The sequence below is a fragment of the Parerythrobacter aurantius genome (genome assembly GCF_045291475.1).
GTDB classification, from domain to species: domain Bacteria; phylum Pseudomonadota; class Alphaproteobacteria; order Sphingomonadales; family Sphingomonadaceae; genus Parerythrobacter; species Parerythrobacter aurantius.
Window position 1 is genome coordinate 240,377 of record NZ_CP147985.1, and the last position, 20,994, is coordinate 261,370.

General features: G+C 65.7%; 22 protein-coding genes. 15 read left to right on the forward strand and 7 right to left on the reverse strand.

Translation table 11 applies throughout. The features are described 5' to 3' along the window. Positions 1 to 16: 16 nt before the first annotated feature. Positions 17 to 223 (reverse strand): hypothetical protein, encoded by a 207-nt coding sequence (locus WAB17_RS01275; RefSeq protein ID WP_435418237.1) that lies wholly within the window; start codon positions 221 to 223, stop codon positions 17 to 19. Positions 224 to 282: 59 nt separating this feature from the next. Between WAB17_RS01275 and WAB17_RS01280 the strand changes: the two genes are divergently transcribed. The 4 genes from WAB17_RS01280 (at position 283) to WAB17_RS01295 (ending at position 7,104) form a co-directional block, all read left to right on the forward strand. Next, positions 283 to 2,160 carry a DUF885 domain-containing protein gene (locus WAB17_RS01280; protein WP_435418238.1) on the forward strand — a complete coding sequence of 626 codons (1,878 nt, stop codon included), beginning with the start codon at positions 283 to 285 and terminating at the stop codon, positions 2,158 to 2,160. A 3-nt stretch (positions 2,161 to 2,163) separates the two neighbouring features. Next, the gene (locus WAB17_RS01285) at positions 2,164 to 3,780 is read left to right on the forward strand and encodes an FAD-dependent oxidoreductase (protein ID WP_435418239.1); all 1,617 of its coding nucleotides are present in this window, start codon (positions 2,164 to 2,166) and stop codon (positions 3,778 to 3,780) included. A 176-nt stretch (positions 3,781 to 3,956) separates the two neighbouring features. Continuing rightward, the gene (locus WAB17_RS01290) at positions 3,957 to 5,453 is read left to right on the forward strand and encodes a hypothetical protein (protein ID WP_435418240.1); all 1,497 of its coding nucleotides are present in this window, start codon (positions 3,957 to 3,959) and stop codon (positions 5,451 to 5,453) included. A gap of 127 nt (positions 5,454 to 5,580) precedes the next feature. After that, complete coding sequence (locus tag WAB17_RS01295; protein ID WP_435418241.1) at positions 5,581 to 7,104, forward strand: DUF1570 domain-containing protein; 1,524 nt, start codon at positions 5,581 to 5,583, stop codon at positions 7,102 to 7,104. A 48-nt stretch (positions 7,105 to 7,152) separates the two neighbouring features. On the opposite strand, the gene WAB17_RS01300 is transcribed toward WAB17_RS01295, so the two are convergent. Together WAB17_RS01300 and WAB17_RS01305 are read right to left on the reverse strand one after the other, a co-directional pair. Then, positions 7,153 to 7,509: a hypothetical protein gene (locus WAB17_RS01300; RefSeq protein ID WP_435418242.1), complete on the reverse strand. Its 357-nt coding sequence runs from the start codon at positions 7,507 to 7,509 to the stop codon at positions 7,153 to 7,155. A gap of 133 nt (positions 7,510 to 7,642) precedes the next feature. After that, the gene (locus tag WAB17_RS01305) at positions 7,643 to 9,253 is read right to left on the reverse strand and encodes a phosphoenolpyruvate carboxykinase (RefSeq protein WP_435418243.1); all 1,611 of its coding nucleotides are present in this window, start codon (positions 9,251 to 9,253) and stop codon (positions 7,643 to 7,645) included. Between the two features lie 229 nt (positions 9,254 to 9,482). Between WAB17_RS01305 and WAB17_RS01310 the strand changes: the two genes are divergently transcribed. The 8 genes from WAB17_RS01310 (at position 9,483) to WAB17_RS01345 (ending at position 15,640) form a co-directional block, all read left to right on the forward strand. Continuing rightward, a complete protein-coding gene (locus tag WAB17_RS01310; protein ID WP_435418244.1) occupies positions 9,483 to 10,238 on the forward strand; it encodes a response regulator transcription factor in 756 nt (251 codons plus the stop codon). Positions 10,239 to 10,296: 58 nt separating this feature from the next. Next, on the forward strand, positions 10,297 to 11,859 hold the full coding sequence (locus WAB17_RS01315; RefSeq protein ID WP_435419408.1) for an ATP-binding protein: 1,563 nt from the start codon (positions 10,297 to 10,299) through the stop codon (positions 11,857 to 11,859). Continuing rightward, entirely contained in the window at positions 11,856 to 12,290 is a 435-nt protein-coding gene (locus WAB17_RS01320) for an HPr kinase/phosphorylase (protein WP_435418245.1), read from the forward strand. Before WAB17_RS01315 ends, WAB17_RS01320 begins: the two co-directional genes overlap by 4 nt. Next, a complete protein-coding gene (rapZ, locus tag WAB17_RS01325) occupies positions 12,287 to 13,186 on the forward strand; it encodes an RNase adapter RapZ (RefSeq protein ID WP_435418246.1) in 900 nt (299 codons plus the stop codon). Before WAB17_RS01320 ends, rapZ begins: the two co-directional genes overlap by 4 nt. 117 nt (positions 13,187 to 13,303) lie before the next feature. After that, on the forward strand, positions 13,304 to 13,732 hold the full coding sequence (locus tag WAB17_RS01330; protein WP_435418247.1) for a PTS sugar transporter subunit IIA: 429 nt from the start codon (positions 13,304 to 13,306) through the stop codon (positions 13,730 to 13,732). Beyond that, positions 13,729 to 14,007, forward strand: coding sequence for an HPr family phosphocarrier protein (locus WAB17_RS01335; protein ID WP_435418248.1), 279 nt, complete (start codon positions 13,729 to 13,731; stop codon positions 14,005 to 14,007). Before WAB17_RS01330 ends, WAB17_RS01335 begins: the two co-directional genes overlap by 4 nt. 7 nt (positions 14,008 to 14,014) lie before the next feature. Continuing rightward, positions 14,015 to 14,842: a TrmH family RNA methyltransferase gene (locus WAB17_RS01340; RefSeq protein WP_435418249.1), complete on the forward strand. Its 828-nt coding sequence runs from the start codon at positions 14,015 to 14,017 to the stop codon at positions 14,840 to 14,842. Positions 14,843 to 14,908: 66 nt separating this feature from the next. Then, positions 14,909 to 15,640 (forward strand): Crp/Fnr family transcriptional regulator, encoded by a 732-nt coding sequence (locus tag WAB17_RS01345; RefSeq protein ID WP_435418250.1) that lies wholly within the window; start codon positions 14,909 to 14,911, stop codon positions 15,638 to 15,640. 133 nt (positions 15,641 to 15,773) lie between these two features. Here the strand turns inward: WAB17_RS01345 and WAB17_RS01350 are convergent, their stop codons facing one another. Continuing rightward, on the reverse strand, positions 15,774 to 15,980 hold the full coding sequence (locus tag WAB17_RS01350; protein ID WP_435418251.1) for a hypothetical protein: 207 nt from the start codon (positions 15,978 to 15,980) through the stop codon (positions 15,774 to 15,776). Between the two features lie 120 nt (positions 15,981 to 16,100). Next, complete coding sequence (gene rmuC / locus WAB17_RS01355; RefSeq protein WP_435418252.1) at positions 16,101 to 17,435, reverse strand: DNA recombination protein RmuC; 1,335 nt, start codon at positions 17,433 to 17,435, stop codon at positions 16,101 to 16,103. Between the two features lie 94 nt (positions 17,436 to 17,529). On the opposite strand from rmuC, the gene WAB17_RS01360 reads away from it, so the two are divergent. Beyond that, positions 17,530 to 17,928 carry a four-helix bundle copper-binding protein gene (locus WAB17_RS01360; RefSeq protein ID WP_435418253.1) on the forward strand — a complete coding sequence of 133 codons (399 nt, stop codon included), beginning with the start codon at positions 17,530 to 17,532 and terminating at the stop codon, positions 17,926 to 17,928. 66 nt (positions 17,929 to 17,994) lie between these two features. Here the strand turns inward: WAB17_RS01360 and def are convergent, their stop codons facing one another. Further along, positions 17,995 to 18,558 (reverse strand): peptide deformylase, encoded by a 564-nt coding sequence (gene def / locus WAB17_RS01365; protein ID WP_435418254.1) that lies wholly within the window; start codon positions 18,556 to 18,558, stop codon positions 17,995 to 17,997. 62 nt (positions 18,559 to 18,620) lie between these two features. Further along, entirely contained in the window at positions 18,621 to 19,217 is a 597-nt protein-coding gene (recR, locus tag WAB17_RS01370; protein WP_435418255.1) for a recombination mediator RecR, read from the reverse strand. Between the two features lie 52 nt (positions 19,218 to 19,269). Between recR and fmt the strand changes: the two genes are divergently transcribed. After that, positions 19,270 to 20,175: a methionyl-tRNA formyltransferase gene (fmt, locus tag WAB17_RS01375; protein WP_435418256.1), complete on the forward strand. Its 906-nt coding sequence runs from the start codon at positions 19,270 to 19,272 to the stop codon at positions 20,173 to 20,175. Next, the gene (gene truA / locus WAB17_RS01380; RefSeq protein WP_435418257.1) at positions 20,172 to 20,921 is read left to right on the forward strand and encodes a tRNA pseudouridine(38-40) synthase TruA; all 750 of its coding nucleotides are present in this window, start codon (positions 20,172 to 20,174) and stop codon (positions 20,919 to 20,921) included. Before fmt ends, truA begins: the two co-directional genes overlap by 4 nt. Positions 20,922 to 20,994 lie beyond the last annotated feature (73 nt).

Consider the following 20,994-nt stretch of genomic DNA (forward strand, 5'->3'; position numbering starts at 1 on the left):
CCTCGGACCGGGTCGCTTATCGGTCCGCAGGTTGCAGACGGTCCACCGGCGCCTGCCCCCCGGTGTCGGGGACCGTCCAGATCGCCACATTGAGCAGGGCGACCAGTGCCAGCAGGACCATCAGGCCCGCCTGCTTGCGTACCCCGCGCCGCCACAGCACGACGGCCCCGGCGACGAGCGCGAAGGCGGCGAGCATGAGGATGGACAGGACAAGGTTCGTCATAGTCGCGCCCCTAGCAAACCGCGTTTGACTTGCCCAGCGGTGCGGGCCAGACATCGCGCATGACCGCACGTACCTACGACATCGCCCTTCCCGCAGTTACCAGGCGGCAGGCGCTCGCCGGCCTCGGCGCGACGACCGCCCTGATGCTCGCCGGCTGCTCCACGACGGCGACGGTGAGCGAGGCAGGCGTGCTGCAGGCGCGCAAGATCGGGGCCGACCGGCTGCTGGAGGTCGTCGCCTACAACCTGCTGGAACATGAGCCCGAGCGGGCAACCGGTCTGGGCGTGGATACCGGCCAGTATGCGCATCTGCGCAGCAAGCTGGAGGATCAGTCGCCAGCCGGCCAGCAGGCTTTTGCCGCGACACTGCGGCAGGATCTGGAACGGGTGAAGGCGTACCCGCGCGACGGGCTCGACTCCGATACCGTCACCAATCTCGACGTCGTGCAGAGCGGCTACGAGGTCGCGCTGCAAGGCTTTGCCCTGCCCTACGGCGATGTCCCGGTCGGTAGTTGGCGTACCGCGCCCTATGTCGTGATCCAGAATGTGGGCAGCTATCTCGACCTGCCGCGCTTCATGGATTCGACCCATCCGCTCAAGACCGCCGAGGATGCCGAAGCCTATGTGGCACGGCTGGAGGCGGTGCCGGTCGTGCTGGCGGGCGAGCTCGAACGGATGAAGGCCGCGCGTGCGATGGGCGTCGTGCCGCCCGATTTCCTCCTGGCCAAGGCGGTCAAGCAGATGCAGGCGACGCTGCTCGATGCCATGGAAGGCGGCGCGCTGGCGGCCCCGGTGCTGCGGGATTCGGAAAACTATCCCGCTGTCGCGCGGCAGAACGTCAATGCGGCGCTGGATATCGTCAAGACCCGCATCGCGCCCGCGCTCGAGGCGCAATTGGCCGAGCTCTATGCCGAGCAGAAGGTCGCGAAGTCCGATCCCGGGATGTACGCGCGTCCCCGCGGCGAAGAGTTCTACGCCTGGGCCCTGCGATCGAGCACCACTACCACCATGACGCCGGACGAGGTTCATCGCCAGGGGCTGGAAGAGCTGGAGTCGCTCCATGCGCGGATGGAGCCGATCCTGCAGTCCGTAGGATATACCAAGGGCACGGTGGGCGAGCGGATGCAGGCGCTCAGCCAGGATCCCCGGTACAAGTTCGCCGAGGGCGACCCGGGCCGGGCGGAGATCATGGCCTTCATCGAAGAGCGTGTCGCCTGGATCAAGGCGCAGATGCCGCGCGCCTTCAACACGCTGGTCGATCCGAACCTCGAGATCCGTCGCCTGCCGCCTGCCGAGGAGCCCGGGGCGCCCGGCGCCTATGGCGGGGCGGGCAGCAAGGACGGCACCATCCCGGGGCGGATGTGGATCAACCTGCGCACCACCGACCTGCATCGCAAATACGACCTTGCGGACCTCGCCTATCACGAAACCATTCCGGGCCATGTGTGGGAAGGCGAGTTCTCGAACCGCCTGCCGCTGATCCGCTCGATCCTCGCCTTCAACCCCTTCAGCGAAGGCTGGGCGCTTTATGCCGAACAGCTGGCGGACGAGCTCGGCGCCTATGACGAATTCACCGTCGGGCGGCTGGGCTATCTGCAGAGCCTGGCATTCCGCGCCTGCCGCATGGTGGTCGACACCGGGCTCCACGCCAAGGGCTGGAGCCGGCAACAGGCGGTCGATTTCTTCGTCCAGCGCAACGGTTCCAAGGCCGAGGAAGTCGCCAGCGAGGTCGACCGCTATTGCAGCTGGCCGGGGCAGGCGACCGGGTACAAGCTGGGCCACAGCCGCATCGTCGGCCTGCGTGCCGAGGCGCAGCGTCAGCTGGGCAGCCGCTATGACCTCAAGGCCTTCAACGACGCAGTGATCCTGGGCGGTAATGCCCCGATGGACGTGCTGGCGAAGAACGTGCAGCGCTACATCGCCAAGACCGGCGCCTGACCCGTGGAGTCGCTCGGCGACGATCTTGCCACCATGCCGCGGGTGCCGCTGGCGGATGAACATGTCGCGGCGCTGCGGGCGATTGGTAGCGAGCGCACCTATCCTGCGGGCACGATGCTGGCCGTGGCGGGCGAAGCGATCGACCGCTTCGTCTATGTGATCGACGGCGAGGTCGAAGTCGTCGACCCGTTCACCGGCGGACGGATGGTCCCGAGCACTCTCGGCCCGACGCAGTTCATGGGCGAGATCGGCTTCCTCAACGGCGGCAGCTGGCTGCTGCCCATGCGCGCGGTGCGCGACACGGCCACGCTCGAAGTGCCGCGCCCCGACATGCTCGCGATGATGGCCCGCGTGCCGGAACTGTCGGACCATGTCATCCGCGTCTTCAGTGCCCGTCGTCGCCGCCAGTTCGAGCTCAGGAACAGCGCCATCAAGTTGATCGGTGCCGACCGTGACGCGGCCGTCCAGCGGGTCGAACAGTTCCTCAGCCGCAACCGCATCCCGTTCCAGAGCCTCGACATGGACGGATCGGGCGAAGAGGTGCTGGCCGCCTGCAATCTCGTCGGCCACCGGCCCGCCGTTATCCTCGGCCAGGACCGCGTGCTCGAGGAGCCGACCCCGCGCAAGGTGGCGCAGTATCTCAATCTCGACCTCGATGCCTGTGCCGAAACGCTCTACGACCTGCTTGTCGTCGGCGGCGGGCCTGCCGGGGTGGCCGCGGCAGTCTATGCCGGTGCCGAGGGACTGAAAGCGCTGGTGATCGAGGACACCGCCATCGGCGGCCAGGCCGGCACCTCCAGCCGGATCGAGAACTACATGGGTTTCCCGACCGGCATCAGCGGGACCGACCTGCTCTATCGCGGACAGATCCAGGCGATGAAGTTCGGCACCCGCTTCGCCATGCCGCGCCGGGTGGAAAGGCTGGAACGGCGCGCCGACGGCGCGTTCTGCGCGACGCTCGACGGCGGCGATGCCGTCTGCGCCCGGGCCGTGCTGGTGGCGACTGGCGTACAATACAGCCGCCTGCCGCTGGACCGGCTGGCCGAACTGGAAGGTGCCGGCGTCTTCTATGCCGCCACCGACATGGAGGCCCGCTTCTGCCGCAACACCGAAGCGGTGGTGATCGGTGGCGGCAATTCGGCGGGCCAGGCCGCCATGTATCTCAGCCGCACGGCAGGCCACGTCCATGTGGTCGTACGCGGCAAGTCCCTCGCCGCATCCATGTCGAGCTATTTGATGGAACGACTGAAGGCCGATCCGCGCATTACCGTCCACTACGACACGGCAGTCACCGCGCTGCATGGCGGCGATCATCTCGAAGCCGTCACATTCCGCACGGCAGGCGTCGAGCGGCACATCCCCACGCGGGCGCTGTTCATCATGATCGGCGCGGCCCCCAACACCTCGTGGCTGGGGACGCTGGTCGAGACCGACGAGCGGGGTTTCGTCCTGACCGGCAGTGCCACCGGCGAGACCTCTCCCTACGAAACATCGTGCGAGGGTATCTTTGCCGTCGGCGACGTCAGGTCCGGTTCCGTCAAACGCGTCGCGAGCGCGGTGGGCGAAGGTTCGGTCGTCGTGTCGCAGATCTGGAACTTCGTCGAGCGCGACCGCGCCTGACCTGCCGCATGGCGGCTCGCAAGCGGCGCGCCGAAAAGCTCGGTATTCCGCGCAGGCGAGTTGACTGGAGCGCGCCGTCATGAAAGCATCGGCCTTTCCCTAGTCGATTTCTTTGAATGGTTCGGGTCGCGCCGATGCGTTTTTTGGCTTTGAGTACACTTTTGGGTTTGTCCCATATGTTGGCGTTTGCCGTTTCAGCGGCATCAGCCAGCCAGTGGCGCGTAGCGCAGACCGACAATTTCGTGATCTATGCCGAAATCGAGGAAGAACGCCTCATTCGCTTTGCCGAAGCGCTGGAGCAGTATCACGATGCCTTGGGCTTGGTGACCGGACACCAGGTCGCACAGCCCAGCCCCTCGAACCGCCTGACCATTTTCGTGTCCGGAAACAGGCAGGACATCCGCGACCTTTACGGCGGCGGCAACCGCTTCATCTCGGCCTTCTATATCCCGCGTGCAGGAGATTCCGTTGCCTTCGTGCCAGCGATCGATGGGTCGCGCGAGGAAAGGAGCGAGGCCTTCACCGCGCTGCTCCACGAATATGCGCATCATTACATGGCCATGTCAGCACGAGACGCCATGCCGCTTTGGCTCAGCGAAGGGGCGGCGGAGTATTTCGCCTCTGCTCGCTTCGGACATGACGGGACCGTCCAGATAGGCGCGCCAGCCGGCCACCGGATCAGGGAGGTTTTCTTTGAGGAGCCGCTGCCGGTTCGCGAGCTTCTGGACCCGGAAACCTACGGCACCGATATCGGCAAGCAGTACGAATCCTACTACGGCAAGGCCTGGCTGCTCTACCACCTGTTGTCGACCGATGCTGATCGCAAGGGGCAATTGGAAAGCTATGTGACCGCGATCCGTTCGGGCAAGCGCTCCATCGATGCGGCGCAGGAAAGCTTCGGCGACCTCGCGGGACTTGACCGGGCGCTCCATGTGCATTCGCGGGGCGACGCCTGGTCGACACCGGCCATCGTTTTCCAGCCGGGCCAGCTCAAAATCGGCCAGGTTTCTGTCACCGAATTGAGCGACGGAGCTGCGGCGGTCATCCCGGTGATGATCCAGTCCCGGCGCGGCGTCACGCGGGAGGATGCGCAGCGGGTTGCGGCGGAGGCCCGGGTGATTGCATCGACCTACCCCGACGATGCCTTCGTGCTGGCGGCCCTGGCGGAAGCGGAGCTCGACGCGGGCAATGACGCGGCTTCTATCGCGGCGGCCGACCGGGCCATCGCCATCGATCCTGGTTTGCATGGTGCCTATGTGCACAAGGGAATTGCCATGTTCCGCACAGCGGCCGCGAGCGAGGACACGAACGCCGCGACAGTGGCGGCCATGGCCGCGTTCGAGGCGCTCAACGCCCTTGAAAACGACCATCCGACGCCGCTGGTGTATTTCTACCTGAGCTTCGCCCAGCGTGGCTTCGTTGCACCGCCTGAAGCGCGGCGGGCGCTGGAGCGGGCGGCCGAACTGGCACCGTTCGACAAGGCTCTGTGGCTGAGCGTTGGCATCATGCAGGCGCGCGAAGGCATGATCGAGCTTGCCCGCCAGAGCCTGCGCCCGGTCGCGCTCGATCCCCACGGAGGGGAACACGCGGTTACCGCCAAGGCGCTGCTGACGATGCTGGAGACTGCCGAGGAGGGACAACCTTTTCGACGGCAAGGGAACACCGGCCTTTAAGCGCGCACTTGCCACATGCTGCGCAGGTGTTAGGTTCTGTAATAGTTCAATGCTTGGTTGAATATTAGGGGTCCGATCCTTGACACACTACTTGCCAGGGCGTCTTTTCGCTTTCTTTGCCATTGCCTTGTTGGGTATCGCCTCGCCTGCATCGGCCAAATGGCGGGTCGCGGAGAGCGATCATTTCGTCATCTATGCAGAAGATAGCGAGAAGGATCTGCAGAGGTTCGCCCTAGCGCTCGAACGGTATCATGCGGCCATGAGCTATGTCGTGGGTCGCAAGGTGAGCCCGCCCAGCCCGTCCAACAGGGTGACCATTTTCGTAGTCGGCGACCAGGGCGACATCCGGCGGTTGAAGGGCGATAACGACCGCTTCGTTGGCGCATTCTACTCGCCCCGCGCCGGCGGTTCGGTGGCGTTCGTGCAGGACATCCAGTTCACCAGCGGCGAACCGACCTGGTCGATGATCCTGCTGCTGCACGAGTATGCCCACCATTTCATCATGACCAGTTCGCGCTTCGCCTTGCCACGCTGGATGAACGAAGGGGCTGCGGAGTTCTTCGCATCGGCCAAGTTCGGTAGCGACGGCACCGTCCAGATCGGCCGGCCTGCCAATCACCGCGCCGGCGAACTGGCCTATGCCGACGACGTGACCGTCCAGGAATTGCTGGATCCCGACCTTTACGAAGCCAAGCGCGGCAGGGGCTATGATGCGTTCTACGGCAAGTCCTGGCTGCTGTACCACTATCTGCGCTTCAACGAGGAGCGGCGGGGCCAGATCGGCACCTATATGCAGAAGCTGGCGACGGGAAGTCCATCGGCCGAAGCGGCACAGGAAGCCTTCGGCGATATCGACCAGCTCAATCGCGAAGTGAAAGCCTATCTCAAGTCCCGCAAGATGTCGGCCTACAATGTCACGCCGGACTTGCTCACGGTCGGCGCTGTCACCATCAGCGAACTGAGCACCGGGGCCGAGGCGATGATGCCCGTCGTCGTCCGCTCGCGCCGGGGCGTCGATGCCGAGGGAGCGGCGGAGGTCGTGGTCGAGGCGCGCAGGATAGCGGCCGCATATCCCGAAGACGCGTTCGTCCTGACCGCCCTGGCCGAGGCCGAATACGATGCCGGGAACGACGAGGCAGCGATTGCCGCCGCCGATGCAGCCATCACCCGCGATCGCGGAGCGAAGAACGCCTATGTCCAGAAGGGCTATGCGCTGTTCCGCCTTGCAGCCGATGCCGAGGACAAGGACGCCGCCTACAAGGCCGCCATGGCCCCGTTCACGACCCTCAACAGCCTGGAAAACGATCATCCCCTGCCGCTGATCTACTACTATCGCAGCTATGCCGAGCGCGGGCAGACTCCGCCCGAACAGGCGAAGCTGGCGTTGGAACAGGCGGCCATGATGGCGCCCTTCGACAAGGGTCTGTGGATCAACGCCGGCATGATGCAGGCACAGGAAGGGCAGATTGCGCTGGCGATTTCCAGCCTGACCTCGGTCGCCAACGATCCCCATGGCGGCAAGGCCTCCGCCGCGGCCAAATCGCTGATCGCGCAGCTTGAAAAGGCGACCGAAGGCCAGCCGTTCCGGTTCGGCAATGCCCGCGGTGTCGCCAATGCGCTGGAGGATGAGGAAGGCGACGAAGGCGAATAGGACGACATCGGCGGCGACGGCGCCTGACGCGCCGCCGCCTGACGCAGATCAGCCCTTCCCGAACAGTCCCTTGGCCATGCCGGCGATATCGTCGAGCGGATTGCCGTCGCCGTCCTTGTCGAGGATTCCCATGATCGACTTGGGATCGTTCCTGATGGCGTCGGCGAACTGGGTGAGCGATCCTTCGCCGCCGATCTGTTCGACAATGGTCTTGAGCGTGCCGGCATCGAGCCCGGTCTTCGCAGAGGCGAGTTCGACCGTGTCGCCCTGCATCTGGTGCGTCTGTCCCAAGGTGGCGACGGCCTTCTCGACCATCTTCGGATCGAGCCCGACCTTGGCCGCGAGATTGGCGATATCGTCGGGCGCGCCGCCGATGTTCTTAAGGATACCGTCCAGCATGCTCATCGCTTGTCTCCGTCGGTTGCGAGTCGTGGCGGCGAGGATACGCCCCGATCAACTGATAACCAAGTAAAGCAACGAAAAAGCCCCGCCAGCGTCTTCGCGCGGGCGGGGCTTCCCTCTCCAACCTGTATGGATGTCAGGCCGCTTGCGGTGCGGCCTGGCGTACGCCTTCGTCGACGTGGTTCTCGAACTGGGCGAAATTGTCGATGAACAGTTGCACCAGCTTCTGGGCGGTGCGGTCGTATTCGTCCTTGTCGGCCCAGGTGCTGCGCGGATCGAGCAGCGTCTGGTCGATCCCGGCCTCGGCCAGCGCCGGGACATGCACCGGAACATCGAAGCCGAAGTTCGGGTCCTTGCGGAACTCGACCTCGTCGATCTTGCCGTCGAGAACGGCATTCAGAAGCCCTCGTGTCGCCTTGATCGGCATGCGGCTGCCGGTGCCGTACTTGCCGCCGGTCCAGCCGGTGTTGAACAGCCAGCACTGCGCCCCGCCCCTGGCGATGCGTTCCTTGAGCAAGTTACCGTAGACGCTGGGATGCCGCGGCATGAAGGCGGCGCCGAAACAGGCCGAGAATGTTGCCTCGGGCTCGGTCACGCCGATTTCGGTTCCGGCAACCTTGGCGGTGTACCCGCTGAGGAAGTAGTACATCGCCTGGTCGGGCGTCAGCCGCGCGATCGGGGGCAGCACGCCGAAGGCATCGGCGGTCAGCATGATCACATTGGAAGGTGCCGGGCCGAGGTTCTTTTCCGAAGTGTTCGGAATGTACTCGATGGGATAGGCGCCGCGGGTGTTCTCGGTCTTGCTGCCGTCGGTGAAGTCGAGTTCGCGGGTCGCCGGGTCCATCGTCACGTTTTCGAGCACCGTGCCGAACATCTTGGTGGTGGCGTAGATCTCCGGCTCGCCTTCGGCCGAGAGGTTGATCATCTTGGCGTAGCAGCCGCCTTCGAAGTTGAAGACCGCCTCGTCCGACCAGCCATGCTCGTCGTCGCCGATCAGCGTGCGGCTGGCATCGGCCGACAGCGTGGTCTTGCCGGTGCCCGACAGGCCGAAGAAGATCGCGCTCTTGCCGTCGGCGCCGATGTTGGCCGAACAGTGCATCGGCATCACGCCCTGCGCGGGCAGAAGGTAGTTGAGCAGGCCGAACACGCCCTTCTTCATCTCGCCCGAATATTCGGTATTGCCGATGAGGATCAGCTTGTCGGTCAGGTTGACCGCGATCACCGTGTCGCTGCGGCAACCGTGGCGTTCCGGATCGGCCTTGAAGCTCGGCAGGTTGATGATGGTGTATTCGGGGACGAACCCGGCCAGCTCGTCTGCCGTCGGCCGCACCAGCAGCGTGCGGATGAACAGGTTGTGCCAGGCCATCTGGTTGATGACGCGGACATTCACCCGGTATTCGGGCTGGCTGCCCCCGAACAGGTCGGCAACGTAGAGTTCGCCCTGCTCCTGCACTGCGGCGAGGAAATCGGCCTTCAGATTGTCCCAGTGACCCTGCGCCATCGGCTGGTTGATCGAGCCCCAATTGATGGTGCTCTCGGTCTCCGCATCGCGGACGATGTACTTGTCCTTCACGCTGCGGCCGGTAAACTTGCCGGTATCGACCAGCAGCGCTCCGTCCCTGGTCAGCTGCCCTTCGCCCTTCTTCACCGCATGTTCGACGAGCTGCGCCGTCCCCAGGTTCGGGTGAATCACGGCTTCGGTGGCGATACCCTGTGCGGCAAGGCTGGTAGACAGCGGGAAGGTCACGCTGGAGTCTCCTGAATTCGGTTTGGCCGGGGGCCGGGGAGCGACACGGTGCAAGCTATGCATAGGTATGCACGCCTTTCCCGGCCCGATAATGCGCAATGGCGATTCCGTCAAACCTTGCGCGCCCCGCCATACACTATCCGTTATCCATGCGCGACGGGGCGTTGTGACCGTCCGGTCTTGGCGCTAGGGTCGCACACGGCCCCGGGCAAGGAAATGCGGCTACGCGATGATTGAGGAAACACAGGTTCTTACAGGCAAGGTCCGGCAGCGGCGCGTCATTGCGCTGGTCGACGACGATCGCAACATCCTGACAACCGTTTCCATTGCGCTACAGGCGGAAGGGTTCGACACCCGCGTCTATTCGGAAGGCGAGACCGCGCTGAAAGCGCTGCTGGAAAATCCGCCCGACCTGGCCGTATTCGACATCAAGATGCCCCGCATGGACGGCATGGAGTTGCTGCGCCGCCTGCGCGAGCATTCGGCCCTTCCCGTCATCTTCCTGACCAGCAAGGATGACGAGGCGGACGAGGAAGCCGGCCTCGAAATGGGGGCGGACGACTATATCTCGAAGCCGTTCAGCCTGCGCCTGCTGCTTGCGCGCATCCGGGCCATCCTGCGTCGCGGGGGCGGCGACGACGGCACTGCAGACCCGGGCAATGTCGAGCAGCCGGAACGCCGCGACATCTACGTACGCGGAAGGCTGACCATCGACCCAGCACGGCACCAAGTCACATGGGCTGGCCGGCAGGTCTCGCTGACCGTCACCGAGTTCCTGATCCTCGAGGCGCTGGCCGCGCGACCCGGCGTGATCAAGAGCCGCAACCAGCTGATGGACGCGGCCTATCCTGACGAAATGTACGTCGACGATCGCACGGTCGACAGTCACATCAAGCGGATGCGGCGCAAGTTCCGGGCCGTCGACGGAGAGTTCTCCGCCATCGAAACGCTATATGGCGCGGGATACAGTTTCTCCGATGGCTGAGCCGGAACGGCTCGCCTCGTTGCACGAACCCCGCGCCGGCCGCGATCTCGCGCGCAGGATGGTCCGGCCGTTCGAACGGATGAGCCTGCTCGACCGGCTGTCGCTTTCGGCGCGCATATTGCTGGTCAACCTCTTGCCGCTGGTCGCCCTGGGCGGCGGGATTTTCTATCTCGACAGTTACCGCGCCCAACTGCTCGACGAACGCTACAAGCTGGCGCGGATCGAAGCGCAGATCACGGCCGAGGCGCTCGCCGGGGCCAGCCGCGAACGGCAGGAAGCGCTTCTGGTGCAGATCGGCAAGGAACAGGGCATGCGCCTCAGGATGTTCGATGCCGAAGGGCGCCTGTGGGCCGACAGTTTCGCGCTCGATGCGCCGGGCTTCACGCTCGACGATCCCACCGACGACAGTTTCGGCCCGCGCTTCGCCCGCTTCCTCGACCAGACGGTCGATACGCTGGTCGGCGCCCCGCCCGTGCCGAAGTACGACGAGCCCGAGGCGCAAAGTGCCTCGGCGTGGCCGGAGCTGGTGCGTGCGAGGCGGCAGGGGCTGACCCAGATCGAATTGCGCCAGGCGGCTGACCGCACGCCTGTGATTACCGCCGCGGCCCCGGTCGGGCTCAAGGGCGTGACCCTGCTGACGACACGCAACGCAAAGGACATCACCGAGGCGGTGCGCTCGGCCCGCTCGACGCTCGGCATCGGGGTGGGCTTCGCGCTGGTCCTGTCGATCCTGCTTTCGCTGTATCTCGCGCGGACCATCGTGCGGCCGCTGCAGACGCTCTCGCGCGCTGCCCAGAAGGTCCGGCTGGGCCGCGAGCGCGAGGTCGAGGTGCCGCGCTTGCCCGAACGGCGCGACGAGATCGGGGTGCTCGCCCGGGCCGTTTCCGACATGACCGATGCGTTGCGCCAGCGGATCGACGCAGTGGAACATTTCGCAGCCGACGTGGCGCACGAAATCAAGAACCCGCTGGCATCGCTGCGCAGCGCGGTCGAATCGCTCGCCAAGGTGGAGGACAGCGAACTGCGCCGGCAACTGCTGGACATTGCGACCCACGACGTGCGCCGGATCGACCGCCTGGTGACGGAGATTTCGGACGCCAGCCGGGTCGATGCGGAAATTTCCCGCGCGACGTTCGAGCGGATCGACCTCGGCGAACTCGTTGCCAATATTCTGGCCACGCGCGAAAGCCGCGGGCTCGATGCCGGGCGGACGATGCGGTTCGAGAAACCTCCGTTCCGTGCGATGGCCATGGGCGTTCCAGTGCGGATCGAGCGAGTGGTCGAAAACCTGCTGGACAATGCGGTTTCGTTTTCGCCGCCGCAGGGGACCATCACTGTCGCGATCGACCGTGGGCCGAGCAGCCTCCATCTCTCCGTGAGCGATGAAGGCCCGGGTATCCCGCCCGAAAACCGGGTGAAGATCTTCAACCGCTTCCATTCCGATCGCCCTGAAGACGAACAGTTCGGGGACCACAGCGGCCTCGGCCTCGCCATTGCCCGGACCATTGCGGAGGCGCACGGCGGCTCGCTGGTGGCCGAGGACCGGGCCGACGGGGCCTCCGGTGCCTGCCTTGTCCTCAGCCTGCCCGAACCGCGCAGCGCCGCGACCGGCGCGCCATGACGCTTTACCAGGCCAGCTGTGTCGCGGTGAACGGCCGTGCCATCATGATCGAGGGTCCGCCCGGCTCGGGCAAGACCTCGCTCGCACTCGCCCTGATAGACCGCGGTGCGCGCCTGGTGGGGGATGACGGCGTAACGCTTGAACTGCGCGACGGCCCGGTGCTGTGGGCCTGCCCGCCCCCGCGCATCGCCGGCATGATCGAGATCCGTAATGTCGGCATTGCCGAACTCGAACCCGTCTCCGCCCCGGTGGCCCTGCTGCTGTCGCTCGACCCTTCCGCGCCCCGTTTCGTGGAGGAAGCGCCCACCCACGATCTTCTCGGCACCGCCGTCCCCGTGCTGCGCTTTGCCCCGCAGGGTCCGGTCGCCGCGATCCGGGCGGAATATGCATTGCGGATGCACGGGCTTGGCGATAGCGCAAGGGGCACATGACCGGCCGCCTCGAAATACTCCTCGTCACCGGCATGTCCGGCGCGGGCAAGACCACCGCCCTGCGCGTGCTCGAGGATCTCGGTTGGGAAACGCTCGACAATTTCCCGCTCCGCCTGCTGCCACCTCTGCTGCATGACATCAGTGCCTCCAACAATCCCGCGCCGCTCGCCGTGGGGTTCGATTCCCGGACGCGCGGTTTCGTGCCGCAGCACATCATCGACCTGGTCAAGCAGCTTGCCAATCGCAGCGACCTGGCAGTCAGCACGCTCTATCTCGACTGCGCCACCAACGAACTGGAGCGTCGCTTCAACGAAACGCGTCGCCACCATCCGCTGGCGCGCGGCCGCTCCGCAATCGAGGGGATACGGGCGGAACGCGAACTGATGGAACCGCTGCGTCGCTGGGCCGAAGCGGTGATCGACACCAGCGAGCTTGCCGCCAACGAATTGCAGCAGATGGTGCGCGAGCGGTTCCAGCACGACGATCCGGCCATCCAGGCGATTACCGTCAGCAGTTTCGGCTTCGCCCGCGGGATGCCGCCGCTCGCCGATCTCGTCTTCGACATGCGTTTTCTCGACAATCCCCACTGGGTGACGGAGCTGCGCGAGCAGACCGGGCTCGATCCCGCGGTCGGCGAATACATCACGGCCAAGGGCGATTTCGACGACGTGTTCCAGCGCATCCGCGACCTGGTGCTCTCGCTGCTGCCGCGCTACCGGGCCCAGGGCAAGGCCTATGTCCATGTCGCCTTCGGCTGCACCGGGGGGCGGCACCGCTCGGTGTTCACGGCCGAAACCATGGCCGCTGCCCTGCGCGAGGCGGGCTATGCGCCGACCGTCCTCCATCGCAATCTCGCCTCGCGCGCGGCCGACCAGTTCGAAGGCAGGCAGGCGTAAAGACAGCAGCCGTTAACCCGCAGTTGCCATGGTGGGGCTGCACGGTTAAGTCCCCGACTTTCCGATTCCGGACAGCACACCAGGCGCAAGACCTGTAACGACGAATACACGCACTGCATGATCGGTCTTATCCTAGTTACCCACGGTCGCCTCGCCGACCAGTTCGTCGAGGCGATGGAGCATGTCGTCGGCCGCCAGGAGGCGGTCGAGACTGTGTGCATCGGCCCCAACGACGATGTCGAGCAGCGCCGCGCCGAGATCGCCGAGAAGATCGCGCGGGTCGATAGCGGCAACGGTGCCATCGTGCTGACCGACCTGTTCGGGGGCACGCCGTCGAACCTCGCGATCTCGCTGCTGGAAACAGGCCGGGTCGAAGTGATCGCCGGCATCAACCTGCCGATGCTGATCCGTCTTGCCGGTGCGCGCAAGACCATGGACGTGGTCGCGGCCGTCAATGCCGGGCAGGAAGCCGGGCGCAACTATATCACCGTCGCCTCCGAGTTTCTCGGGCAGGCCGAAGCGCCGCCGAAGAAAAAGGCCTCATGAGCGGGTCGCGGCGGACCGTCACCATCGTGAACCAGCGCGGCCTCCATGCGCGGGCCAGCGCGAAGTTCGTGGGCGCCGTCGCGACCCTGCCCGACGGCCTGTCCGTGACCGTGGCGAAGGACGGCCACCAGGCGGCGGGCGGCTCGATCCTCGGCCTCATGATGCTGGGCGCGGCCAAGGGCGACACCATCGAGATCGCCGTAGCGGGCGCGGGCGAAGCCGAAGTGCTCGATCAGCTGTGCGCCATGGTCGAAGACGGTTTCGGCGAAGAGTAATCGGCCGATGCCCCGTCGGCAGATCACCGGCTTTTCCAACCCGACGGTCAAATTCCTTCGCTCGCTGCGGGAGAAGAAGCACCGCAAGGCTGCGGGCATGTTCCTGGCGGAAGGGCTGCGCCTGCTGACCGATGCGCGCGAATGCGGGCGGTTGCCGCACACGCTGGTGATGGCCGAAGGGCGCGAAGCGCATCCCCTGCTGGGCGCCCTCGAAACGGAGGTCGAGCACGCCGGCGGCGAGATCATCGAGACCTCGGCCGACATCCTCGCCAAGATTACCGGCAAATCCAACCCGCAGGCGGTGGCGGGGATCTTTGCCGAATGGGATACCTCGCTGGCAGCCCTCGACCGCACGGCGGCGCCGATCTGGCTGGTGGCCCAGGCCCTGCGTGACCCGGGCAACCTCGGGACGATGCTGCGGACCGGCGACGCGGTGGGTGCTGGGGGGCTGATCCTGATCGACGATTGCGCCGATCCCTTCAGCGTCGAGGCCGTCCGTGCCAGCATGGGCGCGGTTTTCACGCAAGCGATTGCCCTGGCGCGGTGGGAGGAATTCCTGCCATGGCTGCGGCAGGGGCCGGGATCGGAGCATGGCGGCCAATTGGTGGCGGCGTCCCTGCGCGATGCAGTGCCCTACCGCGGCGCTGACTATACAGCGCCGTGCTTCGTCCTGGTGGGCAACGAATCGCAAGGCCTTCCCGAAGCCTACGAGGCAGCCTGCGACCTGAGGGTGACGATGCCCATGCTGGGCCGGGCGGACAGCCTCAATGCTGCGGTCGCGGCAGCGGTCCTGTCGTACGAAGTGCTGGCGTCCCTCCCGTCCTGTAGGGCATAAGGCCCTGCAAATTTGGTACGTTTGGCGCTGGCGCGGCAAGGAACGGGCCACGCACGGGGGGATGCGATGCAGGATGTGTTGGCGAAATATGGCAGGATCGCACCCTTGCGGGCGGACGAGGAAGCGACGTTGCGCAACCTTGCGTCAAGGAAAAGCCACTATAGCGTCGGCACCGACCTCGTCGTGGGCGAACTGGACGAACCCGACCAGCTCTTCATCGTCGAAAAGGGGCGGCTGTTCGCCTCGGTGGAACTCGCCGGCGGCGAGCGGGCAATAACGCGGCTCTATTTCCCCGGAGACATAGTCGGCACGGCCAATATCCCTTTCGACCGCGCGACGCATTCGGTCACGGTCAGTACGGCTGCCGATGTTTATGTGTTTCCGCGAACGAAGCTCGTCGAGGCTTTTCGCAGCCTGCCCCGGATCGCGGCGATTTTCTACACCTTCGCGGCGATGGAGAACGCCATCCTCAACGACCGGCTCGTTTCGATCGGGCGGACGAAGGGCCTGGCGCGGCTCGCGGCGCTGATCCTCGAGATCGATGCCCGCCAGAAGCTGCTGCACGAACCGCCTGTAGGCGGCGCCTCGCTCGGCCTCACGCAATTGCAGATCGCCGATGCCATTGGCCTTACCGAAGTGCAGGTCAGCCGCCTGTTCAAGGAACTTGAAGCGAACGGTGCAATCGCGCGGTCCGGGCGGCGGGTCGAAATCCTGAACCGTCCCATGCTGGTCGAAATCGGCCAGTTCACCGACCGCTATGACGATCTCGACCTCGATTGGTTCACCGAAGAAGGCTGATCGGCCCCGGGTGCCCCGCCGGGATGGTGGGGATCCCGGCGGGGCGAGACCGAAGCTACGGCTTCAAGCAGCCGCACCCTCCGACCTCATTCGAACCATGTCCTGCCTGCCCGGGCCGGGCCGCGGACGGCGGTCAGCTCCGCGATCCCGCCCGGCTGACGCGCCAGACGCCGCTCGCGTCGATCAGCTGCATCCGGCACACAGGCTGGCCGTCCTCGTGCAGCTCGGCCCATTCGCCGACCGCGGATTTCTTCGCGACTTCCAGCGCGCTTTCGAGCGACAGCGCCCGGAAAGACAGGCTCTCCCTGTCACCCGGCCCGTCCCCTTCGAAGACAAGCATGTAGTTGCGCAAGCGACCCTCCCGACGGGCCGCTATAGGGGCTGGGAGAGAAGCCGCCTTAACATATGTTGGTAACGACAGGATGTGGTGGCCGCAGGCCGCGGCCGGGCCCTGCCATCGCTAGTCTTCGCGCGCATCCGCCAGCAGGTCGCCCGAGGTATAGCGAGGCGCGCTTTCCACCAGCGGCACATCTTCGATCTCGCGCTTGCCGATCTCGATACCCTTGTCAGCGAGGCGCTTGCCCGAGGACAGTACGTTTCTTTCAAAAGAGCCGACGAACTTGTTGTAATTGTTGACCGCGCTTTCCAGCCCGCCGCCGACACGCTTCAGGTGTTCAGCAGCCGTAGCCAGCCGATCGTAGAGTTCCGCCCCCATCCGGCCGATCTCCTGCGCCTCACGCGCGAGGCCATCCTGCCGCCAGACCTGCGCCACCGTCCGCGCGATCGCCACCAGATTGGTAGGAGTCGCCAGCAACACCCTCTTGTCGAAGGCGAAATTCCACAGCTCGGGATCATGCTCGAGCGCGGCGGCGACGAAATGTTCGCCCGGCACGAACATCACGACATAGTCGGGCGCGTCCTCGAACTGGCTCTGGTAGCTCTTGGCGCCGAGCGTCTGGACATGGCCGCGCATCGATCGGACGTGCTCGCCCATCGCCCGGGCGCGGGTATCCTCGTCACCCGCCTCGAACGCTTCCTGGTAGGCGTTGAGTGAGACCTTGGAGTCGATCACCAGCATCTTGCCGCCGGGGATCCGCACAATCGCGTCGGGGCGCAGCCGCCCGTCCTCGGTATCGATGGAATGCTCCATCATGAAATCGGTGTGTTCGGCGAGGCCGCACTGTTCGAGCAGGTTCTGCAGCGCTCGCTCGCCCCAGCGCCCGCGCGCTTTGGGGGCGTTGGTGAGCGAATTGCCTAGTCGCTGCGCCTCGCGCCGCACCTGCTCCTGCCCCTGCCGCATCTGCTCGATCACCCCGGCAAGCTGCCCGAAGGCATCGACGCGCTTTTCCTCCAGCGTCTTGACCTGTTCCTCGTAGCTCTTCAGCCGGTCGCCGACCGGAGCCAGCAATGCGCGCAGCTTTTCCTCGCTCGCCTTCTCCGAATGGCCCAGCCGTTCTTCGGCGCGCTTGAGGAATTCCTCCTGGCTGCGCGACAGCACCTCGCCGCCGACCGCCTTGAATTGCGCCAGCATCTCCTCGCGCGCTTCCTTCATCGCCGCGATCTGCTTGTCGAAGCTGGCGGCATTGGCCTGCAAGGTCGCGACCTCGATTCGCGCCTGCCCCAGCTCGGCAATGGCGCGCTTGAATTCGGCTTCCTGCTCGCCCGCCGCCTTCTCGGCTTCGGTCAGGCGATCCCGCAGTTCGCCAGCGGGGCGTGAACCGGCAAACCACCCGCCAAGGGCTCCGACGGCAAGTCCCGCAAGCAGGGCGACGATGATGAGAAGCATGGGATCCATTTGGGGAACATAGTCGGAACAGATTCCTACGCCAAGCGGCTTTCGGAACCAATCCCCCACCCTGTTCGCTCTCCTAGAGAAGGAGAATTCTGTCATGTCGATCAAGGAAATGATCAAGGAACACCCGCAGGTCGGGTCCGACTATAACGAGCAGCTGGCAGAAGCGGTGAAGCACGCCATGTATTGTGCGGCGATCTGCAACAGCTGTGCCGACGCGTGCAGCGCAGAGGACATGGATATGGCTGCCTGCATCCGTCGCTGCATGGACTGCGCCGACGTCTGCACCGCGACCTATCGCGTCGCAACCCGCCGGACGGCCGGCAATGTCGCGGTGATCGAGGCCCAGCTGCGCGCCTGCATTATCGCCTGCGAGGCCTGCATCGACGAGTGCGGCAAGCACGACAACGACCATTGCCGCCGTTGCGCCAAGATGTGCCGCGAATGCGCCGACGATTGCCAGAAGGCGCTGGAAGGAATGCTCGCAAAAGCCTGAAGAGGCGCTCTCCGAGAGACAAAAAAGCCCCGCATTCTTGCGGGGCTTTTCGTGTCCGGACTGCAATCAGGCTGCGCGCAGTTTCTGCAGCTTCTTGAGCGCCATGCCGCGCTTCAGGCGGCTGAGATGGTCGATGAACAGGATGCCCTCAAGGTGGTCCATCTCGTGCTGGATGCAGGTTGCCATCAGGCCTTCCATTGCCTCCGTATGCACTTTGCCGTCGAGATCCTGGTAACGGACCGTGCAGGTTGCCGGGCGATCGACATCGGCATAGATCTCGGGGACCGAGAGGCAGCCTTCCTGATAGGTTGCCATTTCTTCGGCAGGATCGAGAATTTCCGGATTCACGAACACCCGCGGCTCGCGCCTGGTGGGCTGGTGGTAGTGCTTGTGCCCGTCATGGTAGCATTCTTCCGGCTCGGCATCGGGATCGTCGGGCTGGAGGTCGATCACCAGCACGCGCTTGGGCACGCCGACCTGGATCGCCGCAAGGCCGATACCGGGGGCATCATACATCGTTTCGAACATGTCCTCGACCAGCGTGCGCAGCTCGTCATCGAACTCGGTCACGGGTTCGGACACGACTTTCAGCCGGGGGTCCGGCACTTCCAGGATTTCGCGAATAGCCATGGAGGTGATTTAGGCGCTGCCCGCGCCCGCTGCAAGCGATGGCTTTCGATCAGAGTGAGCGATCAGCCGACCGGTCGCCTCGCCCGCAGGGCCTGCGCCAATGTCCCTTCGTCGAGATAGTCGAGCTCGCCTCCCACCGGCAGGCCGTGGGCCAGCTGGGTGATCCGCACCGGGAAGGCCTCCAGCCGCTCGGCGAGGTAGTGGCTGGTGGTCTGCCCCTCCAGTGTGGCGTTCATGGCGAGCACGACCTCGTCGATCCCGCCCTCCTCGACCCGGCCGAGCAGGCTGGCGATGTTGAGGTCTTCCGGCCTCACCCCGTCCAATGCAGAGAGCTTGCCGCCGAGCACGTGGTAACGCCCGGTGTAGAGCTTGGCCCGGTCGAGCGCCCACAGATCGGCCACATCCTCGACCACGCAGAGCGAGCGCTGGTCGCGGCGCGGGTCGGTGCAGATGCCACAGGGGTCCTGCGTGTCGACATTGCCGCAGGTGCCGCATTCGACCAGCCGGTCCTGCACCGCCTCCAGGGCTTCGAGCAGTGCGGGCAGCGCGCTGTCGCGGCGCTTGACCAGCCACAGCACCGCCCGCCGCGCCGAGCGCGGGCCGAGGCCGGGAAGCCGCGCGAGGGCGGAGGCCAGCTGCTCGATCTCTTGCGATGCCATGGGCGGAGAGATAGGGGCAGCGCCAAACGAACGAAAGGCTGCCGCGCCCCTTATGCGTATCATTTTCATGGGAACCCCGGATTTCGCCGTGCCGACGCTGCGCGCGCTGGTGGCAGCGGGGCATGACGTGGTCGCCGCCTATACCCAGCCGCCGCGTCCGGCCGGCCGGGGCAAGAGGCTGCAGCCCTCGCCCGTGCAGAATGCTGCCGAGGAGCTGGGGATCGAGGTTCGCTCGCCCAAGTCGCTCAGGTCGCCAGAGGAGCAGGCAGCGTTCGCTTCGCTCGGGGCGGATATCGCGGTGGTCGCGGCCTATGGCCTGATCCTGCCGCGGCCGGTGCTCGATGCGCCCCAGCATGGCTGTCTCAACGTCCACGCCTCGATCCTGCCGCGCTGGCGCGGCGCGGCGCCGATCCACCGGGCGATCATGGCGGGCGACCCGGTGACCGGCGTCACCATCATGCAGATGGAGGCCGGACTCGACACCGGACCGATGCTGGCGACAATCCGCACGCCGGTGGATGGCAAGACCACGGGCGAACTGACCGAGGAATTGGCCGAGCTGGGCGCAAACCTGATGGTCGAGACCCTGCGCGAACTGGGCAAGCATGTCGCGGTCTCACAGGACGACGAATACGCGACCTACGCCCCCAAGATCGACAAGGCCGAAGCCCGGATCGACTGGTCGCTACCCGCCGAACAGGTCGTTCGCCACATCCACGGCCTCGCCCCCTTCCCCGGCGCATGGTGCGAGATCGAGGGCGAGCGGGTGAAGCTGCTGCGGGCCGTGGTGGTCGACGGCAACGGCACCCCCGGCAAGGTGCTCGACGACCGGTTCACCATCGCCTGCGGCACCGGCGCCATCCGCCCCGAACGGCTCCAGCGGGCCGGCAAGCCGGCGATGGACCTGGGCGACTTCCTGCGCGGCAACCCGGTCATGGCGGGCACAGTCCTCGCGTGACCCGGTTCGCGCTGACCCTCGAGTTCGACGGCACGCCGTTCCAGGGCCTGCAGCGGCAGGCGCATGGGCCGAGCGTGCAGCAAGCGGTCGAGGAAGCGGCCCAAGCCGTCACGGGGGCGCAGGTGACGCTGCACAGCGCCGGGCGGACCGATACCGGGGTCCATGCCCTCGCCATGCGCAGCCATTTCGATGTGGGGAGCAGCCTCACCCCGTTCCGCATGATGGAGGCGCTCAACGCGCACCTGCGACCGGACCCCATAGCGGTGACCCATTGCGAGGCAGTGCCCGATGACTGGCATGCCCGCTTCAGCTGCATCGGGCGCAGCTATGTTTATCGTATCGCCAACCGCCGCGCGCCGCTGACGCTGGAACTGAACCGGGCGTGGCAAGTGCCGCAGGAGCTCGACCACGAGGCCATGCATTGCGCGGCACAGGCGCTGGTAGGGCGCCATGACTTCACCACCTTCCGCTCAGCCCATTGCCAGGCACAAAGCCCGGTCAAGACGCTCGACCGGCTCGATGTCGAGCGAGACGGCGAGAATGTGCTGATCCACGCCGCAGCGCGCAGCTTCCTCCATCACCAGGTCCGCAGCATGGTCGGCTGTCTCGCCCTCGTCGGCATGGGCCGCTGGCGCGAGGAACAGGTTGCGGAAGCGCTGGCGGCGCGCGAGCGGCAAGCGCTCGGCCTCAACGCTCCGCCACATGGGCTTTATTTCGTCGAGGCGGTCTATCCGGGCGAGAGCTGACGTAACGTCACCCTTCACATCCCGTCATTGCGAGCGTAGCGAAACCGACAACCCGCATGGGACTCGATCTTGG